Annotated in this window: 22 protein-coding genes; 9 read left to right on the top strand and 13 right to left on the bottom strand. The window is 60.6% G+C overall.

Going from position 1 to position 17,345, the window contains the following annotated elements:
- The 6 genes from HGP14_RS07270 to HGP14_RS07245 form a co-directional block, all read right to left on the bottom strand.
- Positions 1-771 carry a DUF1194 domain-containing protein gene (locus HGP14_RS07270; protein WP_168829186.1) on the bottom strand — a complete coding sequence of 257 codons (771 nt, stop codon included), beginning with the start codon at positions 769-771 and terminating at the stop codon, positions 1-3.
- A gap of 257 nt (positions 772-1,028) precedes the next feature.
- Positions 1,029-1,832, bottom strand: coding sequence for a phosphate ABC transporter ATP-binding protein PstB (pstB, locus tag HGP14_RS07265; protein WP_168829185.1), 804 nt, complete (start codon positions 1,830-1,832; stop codon positions 1,029-1,031).
- A 2-nt stretch (positions 1,833-1,834) separates the two neighbouring features.
- Positions 1,835-2,686 carry a phosphate ABC transporter permease PstA gene (pstA, locus tag HGP14_RS07260; RefSeq protein ID WP_168829184.1) on the bottom strand — a complete coding sequence of 284 codons (852 nt, stop codon included), beginning with the start codon at positions 2,684-2,686 and terminating at the stop codon, positions 1,835-1,837.
- 2 nt (positions 2,687-2,688) lie between these two features.
- Positions 2,689-3,666: a phosphate ABC transporter permease subunit PstC gene (pstC, locus tag HGP14_RS07255; protein WP_168829183.1), complete on the bottom strand. Its 978-nt coding sequence runs from the start codon at positions 3,664-3,666 to the stop codon at positions 2,689-2,691.
- A 79-nt stretch (positions 3,667-3,745) separates the two neighbouring features.
- Entirely contained in the window at positions 3,746-4,768 is a 1,023-nt protein-coding gene (gene pstS / locus HGP14_RS07250) for a phosphate ABC transporter substrate-binding protein PstS (protein WP_168829182.1), read from the bottom strand.
- Positions 4,769-5,062: 294 nt separating this feature from the next.
- Positions 5,063-5,950: a LysR family transcriptional regulator gene (locus HGP14_RS07245; RefSeq protein ID WP_205927057.1), complete on the bottom strand. Its 888-nt coding sequence runs from the start codon at positions 5,948-5,950 to the stop codon at positions 5,063-5,065.
- A 98-nt stretch (positions 5,951-6,048) separates the two neighbouring features.
- Here HGP14_RS07245 and HGP14_RS07240 point away from each other — a divergent pair, with 98 nt between their 5' ends.
- Both HGP14_RS07240 and HGP14_RS07235 read left to right on the top strand, forming a co-directional pair.
- Entirely contained in the window at positions 6,049-6,459 is a 411-nt protein-coding gene (locus tag HGP14_RS07240; protein ID WP_168829180.1) for a CidA/LrgA family protein, read from the top strand.
- Positions 6,449-7,153 carry an LrgB family protein gene (locus HGP14_RS07235; protein WP_168829179.1) on the top strand — a complete coding sequence of 235 codons (705 nt, stop codon included), beginning with the start codon at positions 6,449-6,451 and terminating at the stop codon, positions 7,151-7,153. The genes HGP14_RS07240 and HGP14_RS07235 overlap by 11 nt, the downstream gene beginning before the upstream one ends.
- On the opposite strand, the gene HGP14_RS07230 is transcribed toward HGP14_RS07235, so the two are convergent.
- The 4 genes from HGP14_RS07230 to HGP14_RS07215 form a co-directional block, all read right to left on the bottom strand.
- Complete coding sequence (locus HGP14_RS07230) at positions 7,154-7,498, bottom strand: cupin domain-containing protein (protein WP_168829178.1); 345 nt, start codon at positions 7,496-7,498, stop codon at positions 7,154-7,156.
- An 8-nt stretch (positions 7,499-7,506) separates the two neighbouring features.
- On the bottom strand, positions 7,507-8,124 hold the full coding sequence (locus HGP14_RS07225) for a LysE family transporter (RefSeq protein WP_168829177.1): 618 nt from the start codon (positions 8,122-8,124) through the stop codon (positions 7,507-7,509).
- Positions 8,125-8,136: 12 nt separating this feature from the next.
- On the bottom strand, positions 8,137-9,420 hold the full coding sequence (locus HGP14_RS07220) for an O-acetylhomoserine aminocarboxypropyltransferase (protein WP_168829176.1): 1,284 nt from the start codon (positions 9,418-9,420) through the stop codon (positions 8,137-8,139).
- Positions 9,421-9,523: 103 nt separating this feature from the next.
- Positions 9,524-9,952 carry a CoA-binding protein gene (locus HGP14_RS07215; RefSeq protein WP_168829175.1) on the bottom strand — a complete coding sequence of 143 codons (429 nt, stop codon included), beginning with the start codon at positions 9,950-9,952 and terminating at the stop codon, positions 9,524-9,526.
- A 96-nt stretch (positions 9,953-10,048) separates the two neighbouring features.
- Here HGP14_RS07215 and HGP14_RS07210 point away from each other — a divergent pair, with 96 nt between their 5' ends.
- Together HGP14_RS07210 and HGP14_RS07205 are read left to right on the top strand one after the other, a co-directional pair.
- Positions 10,049-10,372 carry a hypothetical protein gene (locus tag HGP14_RS07210; RefSeq protein ID WP_168829610.1) on the top strand — a complete coding sequence of 108 codons (324 nt, stop codon included), beginning with the start codon at positions 10,049-10,051 and terminating at the stop codon, positions 10,370-10,372.
- 450 nt (positions 10,373-10,822) lie between these two features.
- Positions 10,823-11,659 (top strand): EamA family transporter, encoded by an 837-nt coding sequence (locus HGP14_RS07205; RefSeq protein ID WP_168829174.1) that lies wholly within the window; start codon positions 10,823-10,825, stop codon positions 11,657-11,659.
- On the opposite strand, the gene HGP14_RS07200 is transcribed toward HGP14_RS07205, so the two are convergent.
- On the bottom strand, positions 11,660-12,493 hold the full coding sequence (locus tag HGP14_RS07200; protein WP_168829173.1) for an enoyl-CoA hydratase: 834 nt from the start codon (positions 12,491-12,493) through the stop codon (positions 11,660-11,662).
- A gap of 368 nt (positions 12,494-12,861) precedes the next feature.
- Here HGP14_RS07200 and rplM point away from each other — a divergent pair, with 368 nt between their 5' ends.
- A complete protein-coding gene (gene rplM, locus HGP14_RS07195; RefSeq protein ID WP_168829172.1) occupies positions 12,862-13,326 on the top strand; it encodes a 50S ribosomal protein L13 in 465 nt (154 codons plus the stop codon).
- A gap of 2 nt (positions 13,327-13,328) precedes the next feature.
- Positions 13,329-13,799 (top strand): 30S ribosomal protein S9, encoded by a 471-nt coding sequence (gene rpsI / locus HGP14_RS07190; RefSeq protein ID WP_168829171.1) that lies wholly within the window; start codon positions 13,329-13,331, stop codon positions 13,797-13,799.
- Positions 13,800-13,914: 115 nt separating this feature from the next.
- On the opposite strand, the gene HGP14_RS07185 is transcribed toward rpsI, so the two are convergent.
- Positions 13,915-14,292, bottom strand: a complete 378-nt coding sequence (locus HGP14_RS07185) for a VOC family protein (protein WP_168829170.1) — start codon at positions 14,290-14,292, stop codon at positions 13,915-13,917.
- 135 nt (positions 14,293-14,427) lie between these two features.
- Positions 14,428-14,889: an Lrp/AsnC family transcriptional regulator gene (locus tag HGP14_RS07180; RefSeq protein ID WP_168829169.1), complete on the bottom strand. Its 462-nt coding sequence runs from the start codon at positions 14,887-14,889 to the stop codon at positions 14,428-14,430.
- Between the two features lie 151 nt (positions 14,890-15,040).
- On the opposite strand from HGP14_RS07180, the gene HGP14_RS07175 reads away from it, so the two are divergent.
- From HGP14_RS07175 to speB, 3 genes are all read left to right on the top strand, one after another.
- Positions 15,041-15,832, top strand: coding sequence for a phenylalanine 4-monooxygenase (locus HGP14_RS07175; protein WP_168829168.1), 792 nt, complete (start codon positions 15,041-15,043; stop codon positions 15,830-15,832).
- Positions 15,833-15,927: 95 nt separating this feature from the next.
- Positions 15,928-16,230: a putative quinol monooxygenase gene (locus tag HGP14_RS07170; protein ID WP_168829167.1), complete on the top strand. Its 303-nt coding sequence runs from the start codon at positions 15,928-15,930 to the stop codon at positions 16,228-16,230.
- Positions 16,231-16,338: 108 nt separating this feature from the next.
- Positions 16,339-17,292 (top strand): agmatinase, encoded by a 954-nt coding sequence (gene speB / locus HGP14_RS07165; RefSeq protein ID WP_168829166.1) that lies wholly within the window; start codon positions 16,339-16,341, stop codon positions 17,290-17,292.
- The last annotated feature ends 53 nt before the right edge of the window (positions 17,293-17,345 follow it).

Below are 17,345 nucleotides of genomic sequence, written 5' to 3'. Positions count from 1 at the left end.
CTAGTCCGCGGCCGCTGCGACTTCACTGGAGTTCGAGATTTCGCGCAAAAGCTTGCGGTAGATCGCCGCCGAATATTGCTCCGGCGCGGCGACCGCCTCTGCAAAAGCGCCCGGCCCACCGATCACCTCACGCCTGAAATAGGCAATCAGGTCCTCCGGTGCGATGGCCTCCTCCTCTCCGCCCTGCATTGCGTCATACACAATGGGCAGCGCATTTATGGTGATGCCGTTCGCGAGCACGCCGGCGCGCACGGGTTCGACTTCGAGTCCCTTGTTATTCACCCCATCGCCGGAGATGTTGATGAGTGAGCGTGTCGCGTCGAAACCGCTGAAGCGGATCAGATAATCGGCATAGGAGAGTATGCCGCTGATGGAGGTGCCCTGGCGTATCTTCGCCGGCGAGTTCGCTTCAAGCTTCAGCGAGAATAGCCAGGCGTCCGCCTCGTTGGCGATGATCGTCCAAGGCACGACGACCCTCCTTTGCCCGTCGCCGCCCCACTCGACATAGGTGACCGCGATCCGGCCATTCCTGCCTCCTGTGATCGCCTCGATGATTTCCGGGCGGCGGAAGGCCTTGGCGAAGCCCTGCTGCTGCAGCGCTTTTTCCTGCGCGTCCATCGATGTCGATACGTCGGCAGCGATCACCAATTGCAAGTCCACGAGGTCGCCTGCCCGGGCGGGGAAACAACTCGCATTGGCAATCAGCAGACCGGCAAGCCACTTCGTAGCTATCCGGCGGCGTCCCCTGCATGCTCGCTTTCGAACCGGCATGTGACCCTCCCGAAATGCGTTTGTGAAATGCATGAAAAACGCGCACGAAAGACGTCCGGCGCGACGATCGCGCCGGCGACGGCTGTCTAAATGTTAGAAAAGCGACCCAGATTAAATTAGCTAAATATAATATAATCGGCAAGGACGATTTTCCTGCCGTCAACGCTGTACTACTCCAGAATTAGCTCGCCTGGATGGTAGAGACGCAAGAATCCTCCAGAGAAGTCTTGCGTTAACTACCCTTCGACAGCCTTTCCTCAACCGTAGCGGCCGGTGATGTAGTCTTCGGTGCGCTTGTTCTTCGGGGCCTGGAATATCTGCGACGTAGGACCGTACTCCACCAGCTCGCCGAGATACATGAAGGCCGTGTTGTCGGAGATGCGGCTCGCCTGTTGCATGTTGTGGGTGACGATGACGATGGTGAAATCGGTCTTCAGCTGCGCAACCAGTTCCTCGACCTTCGCCGTCGAGATCGGGTCGAGTGCCGAGGTGGGTTCGTCGAGGAGCAGGACTTCCGGCCGAAGGGCAACGGCGCGGGCGATGCAGAGGCGCTGCTGCTGGCCGCCGGAAAGGCCAAGGCCGCTTCCCTTCAGCTTGTCCTTCACTTCTTCCCATAGGGCAGCCTGCCGCAGCGCCTGTTCGACGCGCACGTCCATCTCCGCCTTGGAGATCCGCTCGTGGTGACGGATGCCATAGGCGATATTGTCATAGATCGACATCGGGAACGGTACGGGCTTCTGGAACACCATGCCGACGCGGGCACGCAGCTCGTTCATCGAGAAGCCCGGTTCGAGGATGTTGTGTCCGTCGAGCTTCACCGAACCGGTGGCGCGCATCTTCGGATAGAGCATGTAGATGCGGTTCAGGATACGCAGCAGCGTGGACTTGCCGCAGCCGGACGGGCCGATCAGAGCCGAGACCTGCCGCTCCGGAAAGTTGAGGCTCACATCGCGGATCGCATGCGTATCGCCGTAGAAGAAGTTGACGCTCTCCAGCGTGAGCTTGTCGGTTGCCAGCGGATTTGTTGCCCGGCGGGCGTCGAAGGATTGGGATGACTGCATCTTCATTTGCCACCTTTGCGATTCAGAACGGTGCGTGAGACCACGCTCAGAACAAGGACGATCGCCGTCATGACAAAGGCGCCGGCCCAGGCGAGCGCATGCCATTCGTCATAAGGGCTCATGGCGTATTGGAAGATGACGACGGGAATGTTCGCCATCGGCTCGGACATGTCCGTGCTCCAGTACTGATTGTTGAGCGCGGTGAAAAGGAGCGGCGCCGTTTCGCCCGAAATACGGGCGACGGCGAGCAGCACGCCGGTCAGGATGCCTGCGGCGGCGGCGCGATAGAGCACGTTGACCGTCACCTTCCAGCGTGGGATGCCGAGCGAAAGTGCGGCCTCGCGCATGACGTCCGGCACCAGCCGCAGCATCTCGTCCGTGGTGCGGACGACGACGGGCAGGAAGATGAAGGCGAGCGCGATGCCGCCGGCATAGCCCGAGAAATGCCCCGTCTGACGCACGACGACCTCATAAACAAAGAGACCGATGATGATCGACGGTGCGGAAAGCAGGATGTCGTTCACGAAGCGGATGAGGTCGCCGATCTTCTTGCCGCGGCTGTATTCCGCGAGATAAGTGCCGGCCAGAATGCCGATCGGCGTGCCAATGACGACAGCGAGCAGGACGATCATCAAGCTGCCCATGAAGGCATTGGCGAGGCCGCCGTCTTCGCCCGGCGGCGGCGTCATTTCAGTGATGAGCTTCGGGCTCAGCGCCTCCAAGCCATTGAGGAGCGTCGTCCACAAGATCCAGACGAGAAATACGAGGCCGATGAGCGTCGCAAGTATCGCAAGCGTCAGCGCGATTGCGCTCTTTGCTTGCCGGTAGCGATAGAGCGAGCTGGAAACGGCCATGCTCATTCCCCCTTCTGTTTTGCAAAGCGCAGCAGCATCAGCTTGGCTATGGCAAGGACAATGAAGGTGACGACGAAAAGGATGAAACCGAGAGCGATCAGCGACGACAGGTAGATGTCGGTATCGGCTTCCGTGAATTCGTTGGCGATCGCGGCGGCGATCGAGTTGCCGGGCTCCATCAGCGAGATGGCGATATTATGCGTGTTGCCGAGGACGAAGGTGACGGCCATGGTCTCGCCGAGTGCTCGGCCGAGGCCGAGAAAAATACCGCCGACAACGGCTGTGCGCGTATGCGGGATGACGATGTCGCGCACGACCTCCCACCGGGTCGAGCCGAGGGCATAGGCCGATTCCTTGAGTTGCGCCGGGACGACGAGGAAGACGTCGCGCATGACCGACGAGATATAAGGAATGATCATGATCGCCAGCACGATGCCGGAGGTCAGCATGCCGATGCCCATCGGCGCTCCGGAAAAGAGCAGGCCAATGACCGGCAACGGGCCGAGCCAGTCGATCAATGCCGGCTGGATGTAATCCGACATGAAAGGCGCGAAGGTGAAGAGCCCCCACATGCCGTAGATGATGCTGGGGATGCCGGCCAGCAGCTCGATTGCGCCGCCGATCGGGCCTCGCAGCCATCGCGGCGCGACTTCGGTGACGAACACAGCAATGCCGAGACTGATCGGAACACCGATGATCATCGCAAGCGCCGAAGTCACCAGGGTGCCGTAGATCGGCACGAGACCGGCGAAATGCTGCGCGACAGGATCCCATTCCGTGCCGGTGATGAAACCGAAACCGAAGGTTTGGAAGGCAGGAAGCCCGCCCCATGCCATGGAGATCGCCGCTGCCAGCAAGGCCGCGAGAACGAACAGGCCGCAGCCCATCACGATCCATGAGAAAATGCGGTCGCCGGTCCGGCCGTCACGCCGCTTCGCGCCCACGTTTGCCGCAGGCAGCGATGCCAATGCTTCGCTCATATTAACACTCGACTTGCTTTTGAGGGGGCTTCAAAGGCAATGGGGCGAGAGCCACGCTCCCGCCCCGATAATGGTCGGCTCAGCCCTTGAAGGAGGCAGTCCAGTAGTCTTCGATCTGCTTGACCAGGGTCGCCGGCAGCGGCACGTAGTCGAGCGAAGAAGCTTCCTTCTGACCGTTTTCAAGCGCCCACTTGAAGAAGGCGAAGGCAGCCTTGGAGCGAGCGGCGTCCTTCGGCTCCTTGTACATGATCGCCCAGGTGGTTGCCGTTACCGGCCAGGCCTTTTCGCCCGGAGCGTTGGTCATGATCAGGTAGAAGTCCTGAGCCTTGGCCCATTCGGCGCTGGCAGCAGCAGCCGAGAAGCTTTCAGCATTCGGCTTCGGGTACTGGCCGGCGGCGTTCTGAAGAAGAGCGTAGGGCAGCTTGTTCTGCAGGGCGTAGGCGTATTCGACGTAGCCGATCGAATCCTTGACGCGGGTCACGTAAGCAGCGACGCCTTCGTTGCCCTTGCCGCCGATGCCGACTGGCCAGTTGACGGCGGTGCCTTCACCGACCTTGGACTTCCAATCCGGGTTGACCTTGGAGAGGAAGTTCGTCCAGTTGAACGAGGTGCCCGAGCCGTCCGAACGGTGGACGACGGCGATCTGAGAATCGGGCAGCTTCAGGCCGGGGTTGAGGTCGGCGATGGCCTTGTCGTTCCACTTGGTGACGTTGCCGAGATAAATGTCGGCGAGAACCTTGCCCGTCAGCTTCAGCTGGCCAGTCTTGATGCCCTTGACGTTGATGACCGGAACGATGCCGCCAACAACGAGCGGGAACTGGCCGAAGCCACCGGCTGTCAGGTCTTCAGGCTTCAGCGGCGCGTCGGAAGCGCCGAAATCGACCGTTGCAGCCTTGATCTGGGCGATACCGCCACCCGAACCGATCGACTGATAGTTCAGCTTGTCGCCGGTCTGCTTGTTGTAGTCAGCCGACCACTTGGACAGGACCGGATAAACGAAAGTAGAACCGGCGCCGGTGATGTCGGCGGCGGAAGCGGAGACTGCGAAAACGGCAGCCAGACCCGCACCGAGGCAGGCAGAAAGAAGTTTCTTGGTGAGCATTTAATCTCTTCCTGAATAGCACAAAACAACGGCGAGAGCGCTCCATGGAGGGGCTATCCACTTGTCTGGAGCACCGAAATTCCCGCCATAATAGGCGGGCTAGGCGCTCTACATTACAGTTTGATGACGGTTCGATGACGGCGGCACGACGGTTCGGCGAGCCGACCTACCCTTAGGTCGAGAAATCAAAGACTTAGCGACAAACGATTGGAAACATTACAAAACTTTAATGTGGGACTGCCTTGGTTTTGCCATACCGAAAGGGGCGAAGGTGCCGGGAAGAGACCGCGGCGCTCAGGCGTCAGGACCGCTCCGCGCGGCAGCCAGCTCCAGCCAGGTGCGCGCAGCGTCGGACATGTAGGAGCCGCGCCGCCATATCCAGGCCATGTGCCAGGCCATCGATGGCCGCGTGACGGCGACGTGGCGCACGCGGCCGTGCACCCGCTTCTCAGCAATGAAGCGCGGCAGGAAACCAATACCCAGGCCGGAGGCCACCAGCTCGACGATGAAGGTAATCTGGCTGGAGCGGGCAGCGATCGCCGGCGTGAAGCCCGCCAAGCGGCAGGCATCCAGAATCATCGGGTTCAGCGCAAAGCCGGTGTCGAACAGGATGAAGGGCATATCCTTCAGCATGGCCAGTTCGATTTCGCCAGCGCTGGCCAGCGGATGGTCAAGGGGAAGGAGCACGTCCATCGGCTCGTTGCGGACATCCTGCCATTCGAACTCGTCGGGTACCGGGAGAAGCGATACTCCGAGATCGACCTCGCCACTGCGCACGAGTTCCTCCAGCCGCTTGCTTCCGTGCTCGGCGAGCTGGATCTCGATGCCCGGATAACGTTTCCTATAGACCGCGAAGAGAGGCGCGAACAGCGCGTCGCTGCCGATCGGCGGAAGTCCGAGCCGCAGCCTCCCCCGTCTCAGGCCACGCAGCTCCGCCAATTCGGAAATCAGGTCGCTCTGCTCCGCCAGCATTTGGAGTGCACGCCGGTAGACGATATCGCCTGCCGCCGTCAGGCTGGACCGATGGCCGATCCTGTCGAGCAGAAGAACGCCGAGCTCGTCCTCGAGTTGCTTCACCGCCTTGCTGACGGCCGATTGCGTCAGGAAGACAGTCCTTGCCGCCTGAGAGAAGCCTCCCTGGCGCACGACCTCGACAAATATCCTCAGCGTCCGCAATTCCATGTTCATTCCAGTATGGACTTATTTGTATTCAATCAATTCATTTTTCTCATGGATCGGCCGGCTTTATATGCATGGTGCAGTTTTTAGAGAACGCAGCCATGTCCCTTGTTCGAATCGCCTCCATTACCCGTCTACGGGAGGGCCGCTTCCTCCAGATCGGCCTGATCATGACCTTCTGGATAACAGGGGAAGCATTCGCCCGCCTATCCGGCGTGCCGGTTCCCGGCAGCGTCATCGGCCTGTTCCTGGTGCTTGCGCTGCTTGCGGCCGGATGGATCAAACCTGCCGCCATGCGCCGGGGCGCGCAGTGGTTCATGGCGGAAATGCTGCTGTTCTTCATTCCGGCCGTGCTTGCCGTGCTCGACCATCGCGAGTTTCTCGGCCTCCTCGGCCTGAAGGTCCTTGCCGTCATCGTAACGGGAACGCTTGTCGTCATGGGTACGACGGCGCTTGCCGTGGAGCTTGTCCTGCGGCTGACGGCGGTCCCCGGAGGCCCCGATGATCTCTGAGGCCGCCCCTCCGCTGCTGCTCGCCGCCTTCTGGTCCGCGATCACCATTGCGCTCTACCTTTTCGCCAAGGCGGCTTATCGGCGCTGGCCGCGTCTGTGGCTGTCGCCACTTGTCTTCGCGCCCGCGCTCCTCATCATCCTTGCGATCGTGATGCGCGAAACCTACGCCGACTACATCCGCTCAACCCACTGGCTGGTGATGCTGCTCGGCCCTGCGACCGTTGCCTTCGCCGTCCCGATCTACGAACAGCGGGCGACGATCCGGCGTTACTGGCCGGCGCTCGCGCTCGGTGTCACCGTCGGCAGCGGCGTCGCGGTGGGCTCCGCCTGGGCGCTTGCGAGCCTCCTCAGCCTCGACGGCAACCTGCGGCTCAGCCTGCTGCCGCGCTCGGTCAGCACGCCCTTCGCCATGACGGTTTCGGCTGATATCGGCGGTGTGCCGGACCTGACCGCCGTCTTCGTGGTCATCACCGGCGTCCTCGGCGCGGCACTCGGCGAGACCCTGCTGCGTGTCCTGCCGCTGAGATCGGCACTCTCGCGCGGCGCGCTGCTCGGCATGGGAGCGCACGGCGCAGGCGTTGCCAAGGCGCAGCAGATCGGCGCCGAGGAAGGCACGATCGCCGGTCTCGTCATGGTGCTGGTCGGGCTTGTGAACGTTCTCGCGGCACCGCTGCTCAGCTTGCTGCTTCGCTAGTCAGATGCGGATCACATAATCCTTACGAGTCGTTTCAACGACTTCCCAGGTTCCCTTGAAGCCCGGTCTCAGGATCATCCGGCTGCCCGCCTTGAGATGGACGGGCTCGCCGCCATCCTCGGTAACGATGGAATGGCCGGAGAGAATGCTGAAATATTCCCATTCGTCGTAGACGATGCGCCATTTACCGGGCGTCGCTTCCCAGATGCCCGCATAGAGGCCGCCTTCGGCCTCCTCCAGGTTCCAGGTGCGAAATTGCGGATCGCCGGCGATGACGCGGTCGGCAGCGGGCGCTCCCATTTCGGGTTCGACAGCCTCGGGATCAAGGACGAGCTGGTGCTGCATGAGATCTCCTACCGGGCGGACGTCAGAAGCTTCATGCCGAAGCCCATGAAGATGACACCGGCCATGGCATCGATACCGCGGCGGCCCCGCGCATAGGCTCCGGCGACCGCAGGATTGCGCAGGATCGTGAACACGAAGGCGTACCACAGCGAGGAGACGAGAACCATGGTCGCGACCGCCAGGGCACCGTGCAGCCAGGAGTGCTCGGCAGGCAGCGTCGCCGCAAAGAGACTGGCAACGAAGAAGGCCGATTTCGGGTTCGCAAGATTGGTGACGAAGCCGGAATAGAAGGCCTGCTTCGTACCGATTGCCGGACGCGCGGCTGGCTCGCCGGAGGAACCGGCATTCGTATAAGTCTTCCAAAGGAGCTTTGCGCCGAGCCAAAGCAGATAGGCGCCACCGGCAATCTTCAGGAAGAGATAGGCAAAGGGCGCGGCCGCGAACAATGCGCTGATGCCGAGCCAGCCGGCCAGTCCCCAGCAGAAGGTGCCGAGGATGACGCCCGCAATAACGGCTACCGCCGCACTCCGAGATCCCTCCAGCGCCGTCCGTACGACGATGAAGAAATTTGGACCCGGCGTCATGGCGGCAACGGCCCAGATGGCTGCAACGGAAAACAGGAACATGAGAGCCTTTCCTCAGATCCTCGATAGCGACTGTTCGAGATCAGCGATGATATCCTGCACGTCTTCTATGCCGATCGAGAGCCGGACGACATCCGGGCCGGCGCCGGCGGCTGTCTTCTGCTCGTCCGTCAGCTGACGGTGCGTGGTGGACGCCGGGTGGATCACCAGCGAGCGCGTATCACCGATATTGGCGAGATGGGAGAAGAGCTCCAGCCCTTCAACGAGCGCCTTGCCAGCCTCGTAGCCGCCCTTGACGCCGAAGGTGAAGACGGAACCGGCGCCCTTGGGAGAATAACGCTGCTGCAGGCTACGGTTCGGATCATCGTCAAGACCGGCGTAGTTCACCCAGGCGACCTTGCTGTGTGCCTTCAGCCATTTGGCGACCGCAAGCGCATTGTCGCAGTGGCGCTGCATCCTGAGCGGCAGCGTCTCGATGCCGGTGAGGATCAGGAACGCATTGAAGGGCGAGATTGCCGGACCGAGATCGCGCAGGCCAAGGACACGGGCTGCAATTGCAAAGGCGAAATTGCCGAAGGCCGCATGCAGCACCATGCCGTTATATTCCGGGCGCGGGCTTGAGAGCATCGGATAGTTGCCGGACTTCGACCAGTCGAAGGTACCGCCGTCGACGATGATGCCGCCCATGGAATTGCCGTGGCCGCCGAGGAATTTCGTCAGCGAATGCACGACGATATCGGCCCCATGTTCGATCGGGCGGATGAGATAAGGCGTCGCCATGGTGTTGTCGACGATCAGCGGCAGGCCATGCCTGTGCGCCACCTCGGCGATGGCTGCAATATCGACGAACGTGCCGCCGGGATTTGCAAGGCTCTCGACGAAGATTGCCCGCGTCTTTTCATCGATCTGGTTTTCGAAGCTTGCCGGGTCAGCGGCATCCGCCCAACGCACCTGCCAGCCGAAATTCTCGAAGGCATTGCCGAACTGATTGATCGAGCCGCCGTAAAGCCGCGTCGCCGCGACGAAGTTTTCCCCCGGGCGCATGATCGTGTGAAAGACGATGACCTGTGCTGCATGGCCCGAGGCCACCGCCAGTGCCGCCGTGCCGCCCTCGAGTGCCGCCACACGCTCCTCGAGCACGGCCTGCGTCGGGTTCATGATGCGCGTATAGATGTTGCCGAAGGCCTGCAGTCCGAAGAGCGAGGCCGCGTGATCGGAATCATCGAAGACAAAAGCCGTCGTCTGGTAGATCGGCGTCGCCCGCGAGCGTGTTGCCGGGTCCGGCTGCGCGCCTGCGTGAATTGCCAGCGTGTTGAACCCCGGACCGTACTTCGCCATCTTTTCCTCCCTTGCTATCGATGGCGGGAGCATAGCCTAGGAACCGCAAATGTTAACCGCTTTGCGTTTCAACCATCGGACATCAAGAGAAAAATCCGTGCACTCACGCAGCCAGGCGGGGTATTTCGATTGCGGGACAACGGTCCATCACAACTTTGACGCCGGCCGCTTCCGCCTTCGCCGCGGCAACGTCGTCGCGCACGCCAAGCTGCGACCAGATCACCTTCGGCAGCGTGCGCAGAGTCAGCGCCTCATCCACCACGCCCTGGAGATGTTCCGAGGCGCGAAACACATCGACCATGTCGACCGGGACCGGAATATCGGCGAGCCGGGCATAGACGAGCTGGCCGTGTATCAGCTTGCCGGCCTGCCCGGGATTGACGGGGATAACGTTGTAGCCGCGCGACAGGAGATACCCCATCACGCCGTTGCTCGGCCGCGCCGGATTGGGGGACGCCCCGGTGAGTGCAATCGTCTTTACCGATTTCAGGATTCCGGCGATGTAGTCGTCTGGATAACGGTCATGATTCATCAGCTTTTTCTTCCATCCATTCTTCGCGGTAAATTGAAACCGGCAGTTCTTTTTAGGCGTATATATAATATCCGGCTTTCCAAGGAGGAATATCCTATGAAAAAAGTTGCTCTCGCTATGGCGCTGGTCCTTGTCGCCTCGCCCGCGCTGGCGATCTCCCGCTACAATCCGCTGTCCATGAGCTGCCAGAGCGCGCGGGCCGCCATTCACAACGAGGGCGCTGTTATCTTCCGCTGGACCTCGCCAAGGGGTTTGCCGATCTTTGATCGCTATATCCGCAACAGTCGCTACTGCGACGCTCACGAATATGCTGAGTGGAGGAACATCCCAACGGGAAACGACCCCACGTGCCCGGTTCTTTACTGCGAGGATATAGACAACCGAAAAGGGCTGTTCTTTATCCCTGACAACTATTTGTAGTGGCGAATACGGGTTGCGAAACCGGTTTCTCAAGGGCTGCAGCCTGCGGCTTGCGGCCCTCGCCGAGCCTTGAATGCCTGAATTACTACTTGAATTTGCGCAAACGTAACTACTGCAAAACTATAGAATATACTCTACTTTTCAGTGGTATAGCCGAGGTCATTAGTCATACTTTTTTCACAAAACCTCTTTCGTCTTCCTTTTGTTCATTTTTTGTTCTAGCGTCCATTAGTAACATCTCATAGTTGAAAGAAGAAATTCGAAATGAACGTATGTCGAGCGCCCTCTGAAAGCCAATTTTACAGCCAGGACACTGCGCGAACTGAGTGTCTGATTTGCCATTTTGGCCTCGAGGCCAGCCTACGGTTGTAAATACTTCTTGCAAGATTGATTTTCCGGCCGACACAGTTCATACCCGCTCACTGCCTGCCACCCATCCCGGTCTCCATCGTGCCCCTCGACGTCATCCTGCTTGTCCTCTTCGGCGCGTTTCTTCACGCGACATGGAACGCAATCATCAAGGCGGGGACGAACAAATCACTCGATGCGGCGCTCGTTTCGGCCGGCGGTGCCGTGGCGGCGCTGCCGTTCCTGCCCTTCCTGCCTTTGCCGCAGCCTTCAGCCTGGCCCTTCATAGGGGCGTCGGCTGTCTTGCAATTTGCCTATTTTCAGCTGGTCGCGGCAGCCTATCGGGCGGGAGATATCGGCCTGGTCTATCCGCTGATGCGCGGCTGCGCGCCGCTTCTCATCGTCGCCACTAGCGGCTTTGTGCTGGACGAGAAGCTTTCGGGCGGCGCGCTCATCGGCACCATGACGATCTGCGCCGGCATTCTGACGCTTGCTTTCGAGGCGCGGCGCGGCAGCAGACACGCCATCATGCTCGCACTCGTCAACGCCTGCGTCATCGCGACCTACACCTATGTGGACGGCATCGGCGCGCGCCTGTCCGGCAATGCGATTTCCTATACGCTCTGGATGTCGCTGCTGCCGCCGGTGCTGCTCTTCACATGGGCAATCTCGCGCCGCGGTATTGTCGCCGTCGCAACCCATGTTCGCGTCAACTGGTGGCGCGGCCTCATCGGCGGCTCCGGCTCGATCGCCTCCTATGGCCTGGCGCTCTGGGCCATGACGAAAGCGCCGGTCGCGACCGTTGCCGCCCTGCGCGAGACCTCGATCCTCTTTGCCCTCGTCATTTCCGTGCTGGTGCTGAAGGAAAAGGCAAGCCCCTGGCGCTATATCGCTGGCTTGGTCATCGCGCTCGGCGGACTGGCCCTGAAGCTGGCGTAGCTACTCGCCCTTCCATTCCGGTAAGCGCTTGCCGAGAAAAGCACCGATGCCTTCGATCGCATCGGCGTTGAGCATATTCTCCACCATGACCTCAGCCGCATAGCCATAGGCTTCGTCGACAGGCATTTCGAGCTGGCGGTAGAAAGCCTCCTTGCCGATCCTCAGCGCCGCCGGGGATTTCGAGGCAATCACCGAAGCATATTTCGTCACGACCTGCGTCAGATACTGCTTGGGCACGATTCGGTTGACGAGGCCGAAATCCTTGGCCGTCGAAGCGTCGATCGTCTCGGCGGTCAGCAGCATTTCCATGGCCTGCTTGCGGTGCGCGGCACGCGAGACGGCCACGGCCGGCGTCGAGCAGAAAAGCCCGATATTGGCACCCGGCGTGCAGAAGGTCGAGGTGTCGGTGCAGATTGCAAGATCGCAGCTCGCGACAAGCTGGCAGCCAGCCGCCGTCGCCAGACCGTCGATCTCCGCGATCACCGGCTTCGGCAGGCGGGTGATTTCCAGCATCAGATCCGCGGCGAGCGCGAAGGTTTCCTCGAAAAATGCCACGCCGCCATCCGCATCGGCGCGATGGGCCGTCAGTTCCGCCAGGTCATGCCCCGCCGAGAAGACATTGCCGGTCGAAGCGACAACCACGACCCGGACATTCGGGTCTCCTGCGGCGCTCTGGAGTTCGCCCATCAGCGTTTCCAGGACCGCGACCGAAAGGACGTTGACCGGCGGATTGTTTAGCGTGAGCCGCAATATCCCGTCGCCGAGCTGCCGAAGCACGAGCGCACCCTCCCCTGCCTTGTTTGGATCTTTCCGGAAGGATACGACTTCGGCCATGGACCAACTCCTCACATCGCGATTTTCGTGCCATCAATTCTGCCATAGGCTACCGGCAAATTCGAGGAGAAGCGATGCGCCAGCTATCGACGCCTCAGAGGAATTTGGACAAGCCATGGCCTCCCAACAAGGGATAAACTTACGGTATCATATTACCTCACAGATAACGCATTGATTCTAATAGATAATTTTTCATGTCATCCAAATCGGCAATCTTGACCGAAGAGGCCTTTGCCTTTATACACCGCGCCAGAACGCAGCCCTTTCCGGCTGCTTTCTTTTTTGCCGCGCCTCCGGGTTCGTCAAACCAAGCAACAAGAAACGCCCTTCGCCTTCGGGCACAAGGGATCCAAAAGAGAGTAACTACTATGGCAACTTTCTCCCAGAAGCCTGCAGAGGTGGAGAAGAAGTGGGTCATCATCGACGCCGAAGGGCTCGTCGTTGGCCGTCTTGCTTCCGTCATCGCTATGCGTCTGCGCGGCAAGCACAAGGCAACCTTCACGCCTCACGTTGACGACGGCGACAATGTTATCGTCATCAACGCCGACAAGGTCGTTTTCACCGGCAAGAAGTACGAAGACAAGGTCTACTACTGGCACACCGGTTATGCCGGCGGCATCAAGGAGCGCACCGCGCGCCAGATCATCGAAGGCCGCTTCCCGGAGCGCGTCCTCGAGAAGGCCGTTGAGCGCATGGTTCCGCGTGGCCCGCTCGGTCGCCGCCAGATGAAGAACCTCCGCGTCTACGCCGGTTCCAACCATCCCCACGAAGCACAGCAGCCGACCGTCCTCGACGTCTCCAAGCTGAACAAGAAGAACGTAAGGAGCGCCTAAGAATGGCTGACCTCTCCTCCCTGAAGGATCTCGGCACGTCGTCGGAAGCAGCAGTTGCTCCGGCTCACGTCCGCAAGGTCGATTCGCTTGGCCGTTCCTATGCGACCGGCAAGCGCAAGGACGCCGTCGCCCGCGTTTGGGTGAAGGCCGGCTCCGGCAAGATCATCATCAACGGCAAGGACTTCACGGCATATTTCGCCCGTCCGGTCCTGCAGATGATCCTGCGCCAGCCGATCGTCGCTGCTGCCCGTGACGGCCAGTTCGACATCGTTGCAACGGTTGCTGGCGGCGGTCTTTCCGGCCAGGCCGGTGCCGTTCGTCACGGTCTGTCCAAGGCCCTCACCTACTTCGAACCGGGCCTGCGCTCGGTACTGAAGAAGGGTGGCTTCCTGACCCGCGACAGCCGCGTCGTCGAGCGTAAGAAGTACGGTAAGGCCAAGGCCCGCCGTTCGTTCCAGTTCTCCAAGCGTTAAGCGCTTCGGAAATACGGATTTGGAAAAGGCCGGGTTTTGCCCGGCCTTTTTCGTTGATCATGTCTCTTTGAAATCTGGAGCGGCAGCATCACCGTCACGGCGCCGGGTTGCGCCGTCACTCCCCCATATTGAAATAGGCCTCGAGCCGGTAGCCGTCCGGGTCGATGATGAAGGCAGCGTAGTAGAACTGCCCGTAATCCGGCCGAATCCCCGGCTGCCCGTTGTCCTCGCCGCCGTTTGCCAGGCTCGCAGCATGAAAGGCGTCGACCGCCGCTTTGCTCGGAGCGACGAAGCAGAAGTGCAGGCCGGATCCTCGATCCGCCGGAACCGGTCTTTCGACCTCGCTCACCCAAAAGCGTGCCCTGTCCTCGCCATAGCCAACCGTGCCGTCAAAATTAGACAGACGCTCATAACCCAGCGCGGTCAGAGCGGCATCGTAGAACTTCCGCGCCCGTTCGAGGTCTTTGACGCCAATCGACACATGATCGAACATGAAGCACTCCTCTTGTTGCCCGCTGCGGAAACGAACAATAGCCAACGACCGACGCTTCGCAAGCGCCAAGCAGCAAGCTAAAGCTTATGACTGGGAGCCTCAAGTCAGCAAACCGGTGGATCGCTGCAACGCTTGTTAGATCGGCAGTTCGGTCGTCGACTTCAGTTCGCGCAGGACAAAGCTGGAAACCACGTTGCGGACATGCGGATTGCGCATCAGGTGGCGGGTCATGAAGGCCTCGTAGGCTTCGACGTCGCGCGCCCTGATCTTCAGCATGTAGTCGAAGGTTCCCGACAGCGCGTAGCACTCCATGATCTCCGGCCGGTCGCGCACGACGCTGGCAAAGGCTTCTATCGCCTCCTCGTGATGGTCCTCAAGCGTCACATGCGCGATGATGCAGAGCTTGAGGTCGAGTTTTGCCGGATCGAGAAGAGCAACCCGCTTGCGGATGACGCCCTCGGCCTCCAGTTCCTGCATCTTGCGCCAGGCGGTGCTTTGCGACATGCCGGCCTTCTCCGCCAGCGCAGCGAGCGATGAACCATCTCCGGTTTGCACGAGTCGCAGGAGCTTGCGGGCAGCTTGCAAGCTTTCTTTCATCTTTGGCGCCCTCCCGGATTATTCTCCCATATTCTAACCATAATCCGGCAATCCTGAAATGTTTACCCGGATTTTCGTGGATATAATGGTGATCTGGCAGCCGGCGGCTGGAACACCCCGGCTCATCGGACGTAAGGACGGGAGGCCGCTCATGCCCAAGGAAAGTACCTATACGGCGAACCTGCCGGATGCGGAGGGCATCTACCATTACACGGAAGAAGATGACCGGATCTGGAGCGAGCTCTATCAGCGCCAGATGACGCTGCTCGCCGACAAGGCCTGCCAGGAATATCTGGACGGCGTGAAGATGCTCGGATTGAAACCGGGCAAGGTTCCCCAGCTTGGCGATGTCAACCGGCGCCTCAACCAGACGACCGGGTTCGGTGTGGAGGGCGTGCCTGCGCTCATCCCGCCGTCGCGTTTCTATGAATTGCTGTCGCAGGGCAAATTCCCCTTGGCGACGTTTATCCGCCGCCGCGAGCACATCGACTACATCGAGGAGCCGGACATCTTCCACGAGGTCTTCGGCCATTGTCCGCTGCTCACCCACCAGAGCTATGCGAATTTCGTCCGCCGCTTCGGCGAGAAGGCCGTCGGGCTCGGCAAGGAATACTCCTGGCACCTGTTCCGGATTTTCTGGTTCACCGTCGAGTTCGGCCTCATCAACACGCCGAACGGCCGCCGCTGCTATGGCGCCGGTATCGTCTCCTCGCCGAACGAAACGCGTGCAGCAATGGAAGGCAAGGCATGCGAATTCCGCCCGTTCGACCTGATGACGGTGCTGAGAACCCCCTATCGCATCGATATCCTGCAGCCGATCTACTACGTCATCGAGAGCTTCGCGCAGCTGGAAACCATCATCGAGGAGGATATCGGCGCCCGCATCAAGGAGGCCAAGGCGCTCGGCGATTTCCCGCCAACTTTCGAGGCCAAGGCCTCCTGATCGCGGCAAGTGTTCTCAAAGCAGCTCAATTCGGTCGCGAGTTGATGTTAGCTTGATCGCCGGCGCTTAGAACGCGCAAGCCAGAGGAGGCAAGGATGACCAAGCTCGCACTGCATGTCGAACTGAAAGCCAGATCCGGCAAGGAAGACGAAGTCGCGGATTTTCTGAAGAGCGCCCAGGCGCTTGTCGCGGACGAACCCGAAACGACCGTGTGGTTTGCCGTGCGCTACGATCACAACACGTTTGCCATTTTCGACGCCTTCAACAATGAGGCCGGCAGGCAGGCACATTTGAACGGCAAGGTAGCGGCGGCCTTGATGGCGCGCGCCGCAGAACTGTTTGAAACGCCACCGCAGATCAAGAACCCGGAGGTTCTGGCGGACCGACTGCCCGGTTGACACTCGCCAGACGATAGGCCGGCTCCGTCCGGCCTTTTTCCTTCTCCTGCTTTCTTGAAGTCTGCTTCCAATCCGCTTAGTTGATCCATCCACTACGAGGAGCAAATCTTGGCGAGCAAGTCGATCGACCACGCCTTCACGGCAACCAGCCTCACTTCCGCCGCCAGCGATCCGACCTTCGCAGGAGCGCTTTCCTTCATGCGGCGCCGGTTCACCAAGGACCTGAGCGGCGTCGACACCGTCGTATGGGGCGTTCCCTTCGATGCGGCAACTTCCAACCGGCCCGGAACGCGTTTCGGGCCGCAGGCGATCCGCCGCGCCTCGGCGATCTTCGACAACGATCCGCAATATCCCTTCAACCGCGACCTCTTTGCCGAGATGGCGGTCATCGACTACGGCGACTGTTTGCTCGACTACGGCAATCACCAGGAGACGCCGGCGGCGATCGAGCGGCAGGCGAACACGATCCTCGATAGCGGTGCGTTCATGCTGACGCTCGGCGGCGACCACTATGTGACATGGCCGATCCTTAAGGCGCATGCCGCCCGGCACGGCCCGCTGGCGCTGGTGCAGTTCGACGCGCATCAGGATACCTGGCTCGACGACAACAGGCGTACCGACCATGGCTCCTTCGTGGCCCGCGCCGTCCGCGACGGCATCATCGATCCCGACCGCTCGATCCAGATCGGCATCCGCACTCATGCGCCGGAGGATTTCGGCATCCGGATTCTCTATGGCCACGAGGTCGAAGAGATGAGTGCCGCCGAGATCGCATCGACGATCATCGCCCACACCCAGGGGCATCCATCCTATCTCACCTTCGATATCGATTGCCTCGATCCGGCCTATGCACCGGGTACGGGCACGCCGGTTGCGGGCGGACCGTCGAGCGCCAAGATCCTTTCGGTGCTGCAGCGGCTGCAGCAGCTCGACATCCGCGGCGCGGACGTGGTCGAGGTCTCACCGCCTTACGACCATGCGGATATTACCGCCATTGCGGGAGCAACAGTCGCGATGTATATGCTGGGCCTCCGCGCCGAGAGGCGCGCCGCGGCCCGTTAGGCCGTTATCAAACTGATTCAACTTCATGGCAAACTGAAGCCGGAAGAACTTCG

This window comes from Rhizobium sp. P32RR-XVIII, from assembly GCF_012641395.1.
Classification (GTDB): domain Bacteria; phylum Pseudomonadota; class Alphaproteobacteria; order Rhizobiales; family Rhizobiaceae; genus Rhizobium.
Note: the sequence above shows the minus strand (reverse complement) of the source record. Positions and strands in the feature narration are given on the sequence as shown.